Annotated in this window: 1 protein-coding gene; it reads right to left on the bottom strand. The window is 72.6% G+C overall.

The annotated features are described in order from the left end of the window. Positions 1–3,985: Hpt domain-containing protein (locus D588_RS0105885; RefSeq protein ID WP_232764242.1), on the bottom strand; the 3,985-nt coding region annotated here is incomplete at its 3' end. Between the last annotated feature and the right edge of the window lie 20 nt (positions 3,986–4,005).

Raw genomic sequence — 4,005 nt, 5'->3', positions numbered from 1 at the left:
CCGCCACGGCGGCCAGTGCCGCGGCAGCCAGCGCGCCGTCGGCCGCCGCGAGCGGCGCCGCGACGGTAGTCTCGGCATCGCTGGCGGCGGCGAACCGTTGCCCGTGCGTGCGCGCGTCGAACGCGCCGATCAGGTCCTGCGGCATCGCCACCGCACGGTGGTTGCCGGTCAGGGTCAACAACTGGTGCAGGCGATCAAAGCCGCGCTCCAGCAACTGCACGTCCTGGCGGTCGAGCTCGGTGCGATGGGCGGCGACCGCCTCCAGCAAGGACTCGATGCCATGGCCGAGGTCGCCGATGGCGTTGATGCCGGCCATGCGCGCGCCGCCCTTCAGCGTATGCAGGTCGCGCTGCAGGCCGCCGAGCACGTCGCGGTCCTGCGGCGCGGCACGCAGCTCGGCGATCAGGCGATCGCAGTGGTCGAGCAGGTCCTTGCCTTCGTCGACGAAGATATCGACCAGCTCGCGATCAAGGTCGGCGAAATCCAGCGGCCCCAGATCGACGGCCGACAGATCGGTTCGCGCGGGATCGGCCGCGGCCTGCGCGGCGTCGACGTCGGGCTGTGCGGGCACGGCTGCCGCCGACGCGTGTTGATCGGTTTCTTCGTGCGCTGCGTCGGCCGATGCCGTCGCGTCCGTCTCGGTCGCCGCGGTCGTGTCGTCGTGAGCGGCGTCGCCTCGCGGCGCGTCGGGCACTTCGTCGAACCCAGCATGATGCGCGTCCGTGGTCTCGTCCGCTTCGGCGGCGACATCCTGCAGCGCGCTCTCGCCTGCACCGCTGGTCGGCTCGACGTGTTCTGCGTCGGTGTCGGCGTGCTCGCCGTCCGTGTCGGCGGCGGGGGAATTCGCACCGCCCTCGCCCGTCCCCGCGTGCGGAGGCGAAGCGGCATCCAGGCTAACGTCGCCGTGCTCGACGACAGCCTCGGTATCGTCGTTGGCCGAGGCCACGCCGTCGTGGCGCCAGCCGCTCGACGGCGCCAACGGGTGCTGACGCAGGCCGATCGCAGGGGCGTCCTCGTTGAGCTGCTGCTCGTGCGCTTCAGCGGTGTCGTCAATGGACGCATCGGCGTCGCCATGCGTCGCATCGTGCTCCGATGCCTGCGCATCCTGTCCGTGTGCGGACGCGTCCTGGCTGTCGCTCGCCTGCGCGTCGGTCGCATGGTCTTCGACAGCGTGGTCCGCTGCCGAATGATCCGTTGCCTGCGCTTCGGTCGCGTCGGCGTCGGCGTCGCGGTCGGCCGCCGAATGATCGGACACCTGCGACTCCGGCGCATGCACGGACGCATCCCGGGCTTCCCCGTCCTGCGCTTCGATTGGGTGAGCCTCGGAGCCGTGCGACTCGCCAGCATGCTCCGGCGCCTGCAGTTCCTGCGCATCCATCGGGGTATCGGTCGCAGCATCGGCAATGACCGCATCGACCGTCGCGTCCTGCGCCGCCGGATCCAACGCTTCTGGAACCAGGTCCGACACCTGCTCGGCGCCCAGCGGCGCCTCGACTGTCAGCTCGTCGAGCTGGCCGTCCTGCGCCAGGGCCGCCTGTTCGTCGGCGTCGCGTTCGTCATGCGGTGCAGCCGCCTGCTCAACAGCAAGCGGCTCGTCCTCGCTCGCCGACGCCAGCGAGGCCGCATCCGTGTCGGTGGTGGCGTCGCTGTCTGCCGGCGTGGACGCCGCCGCCCCGTCCGAGGACTGCGCGGACGCGGCGTCCGCGTGAACATCGATGCGATGCTGGTCGGCGTCAACCGCGTCGGACTGCCCGGCAATGTCATCCGCCGGCAGCGCTTCGTGCAGATGCGCGGCATCGCCCAGGAACGCCGACAGATCGTCGGCCGCGGTGAGTTCCACCGCCTGCACGGCCTGCTCATCCAGGCCGGCCTCGGCCGGTGCCGGCGCGGACAGGTCTTCGTCGTCCTCGTCGTGCGCGATCGGCGGCCACTGCACTTCCGGCAGGGTCTCCACCAGCGCGCGCAGGCGCTGCGCCAGGTCGGTGAACGGCGGAATCACCGGCGACGGTGCCTGCAGTTCCGCGATGGTGGCGGCGATGGCGCGCGCCGCGTCCTCGAGCGCACGCACGCCGTCGGCGCTCGGCACGCTGCCGGCGGCCAGCGCGCGTTTGACGTAGCTCTCGGCCGGCCCGGTGACCGCGGTGATCTCCGGCACGTCGGTCATCGCGAACGCGCCGCTCATGGTGTGCACCGCGCGCAGCAGCGCTTCGGTCGCCGGCTGCGGCGCGTGCTGCAGCCAGGCGTGCACGGTCTCCAGATGGGTGGCGACCTCGGCTTCGAGGATCTCGCGCAACACGCTGTCCACCGACGCCGGTGTGCCCGCGCGCGGTGCGACGGTCGCCTGCGGGGTGGCGAAATAGAACGCCTCCTCGCCGGCGGCGATACGCTCGGCCACGGCCTGGATCGCGTCCAGATCGGCCTGCACCGCGCCGTCGCCGCGCAGCGCAGCATTGAGCTGCGGCAGCACCGCGTAGGCCTGCTCGACCATCGCCACCACCGCCGGGCTGGCGGGACGCGAGCCGTCGAGCACGCGGTTGAGCATGCTCTCGATCTTCCAGCTGAACTCGCCGAGCACGCGCGCGCCGACCAGGCGGCCGCTGCCCTTCAGGGTGTGGAACACGCGGCGGATCGGCCGCAGGCTTTCGGTGTGGGCAGGCGCGGCGCGCCAGGCCGGCAGCAGCGCACCGAGATTGACCAGTTCCTCGTCGAACTCCTCGAGGAACACGGCGCGGATTTCCTCGTCGATCTCGCCATCGCCGTCGATGAAGCCGGCCTCGGCGGCAGGCGCAGCGGCGGCAGGAGCAGCGCTCGCCTCCGCGCTGGCGGATGCTGCGGCCGCAGGCTCGCCACTGTGGACGGCCGCGGTCACGTCGAACTGCGCGGCGGCAGCCTCCAGGTCGGCCAGGAACGCGGCTTCGGCGTCCGACACCGCTGCAGCGTGTGCCTGTACCGGCTCGGGCGTCGCATGCTCCTCGGATTCCCGCGCGGCATGCTCCGGCGCCGATGGCGCATCGGCCACGGCATCGGTGTGCGCAGCCTCGTCGATGGCGGCAAGGCCGGGATCGGTCTGCGCCAGGCCATCCATGGGCGCGTGCGACTCGGTCTGGCGTGCGGCGTCGGTGGCCTCCGCGGCCTCCGTCGGGATCGCGTGCGCGGCGTCTTCGGCGTCGGCACCGGCGTCTGCTGGCTCGCCCTCCGCTGCCGCGTCTAGGCGTTCGCCGTGGGCGATATGGGCGCCAGCGTCGGCCAGCGCGGCCGCATCCGGCGACAGCGCGGACGCGGCCTGCTCGTCCTGCGCGGCCGGGGCGGCGTGCCAGTCGAGCGTGTGCACCTCGTCGGCGGACCCGCCAGGCGCGTCGGCGAACGCTGGCGCGTCTTCCAGTTCGATGACCAGCGGCGGCGTGGAGGCGTCGGCGTCTTCTGCAGCAGTCGGCGTGTCGACGATGATCAGGTTGGGATCGTCGTGTTCGTCCAGGCCAGCGAACGCGGCCGGCACATCGGTCTGCGCCTGCTCCGGATACTCGGCGGCCACCGGATCGAAACCGGCGACATCGGAGACGGACGCCGCGGGAGCGGCTGCGGCAGCGTCTTCCTGGGCGAGCGTGGACGGCGTCTGCGGCCGCAGTGCGTCCTGCTCCAGCACCAGGGAATCGAGGCTGATGTGCAGCGGCTCGGCGGTGCCGGTCCAGCTGTCCTGTTCGGCCGCGACCGGATCGAAGCTGAGCGCCTGCGATGGCGCGACAGGTTCCTGCTCGTGCGCGTCGCCCGCAGCGCCAGCGTCAGCGGGCGCGAGGGCATGTTCGGTGGCGGTGTCGGGCTCGTCCGTCGCCAGGCTCCACTGCGGCGCCTGCGGTGCGGACGGCGCAGCGTCCTGCGTGCGCGGCGTCGTCTCGAGCGTGTCCTCGGCCGGCGCCAGATCCCAGGCCGGCACGGCCGGCGCGGCGATGGACGGGGGCGCCGACGCGTCGATGCGATCAGCGGCCACCGGCGGCAGCGGCGCAACCG

Origin of the sequence: Xanthomonas sp. SHU 308 (assembly GCF_000364645.1) — a bacterium.
Lineage (GTDB): Bacteria > Pseudomonadota > Gammaproteobacteria > Xanthomonadales > Xanthomonadaceae > Xanthomonas_A > Xanthomonas_A sontii.
Note: the sequence above shows the minus strand (reverse complement) of the source record. Positions and strands in the feature narration are given on the sequence as shown.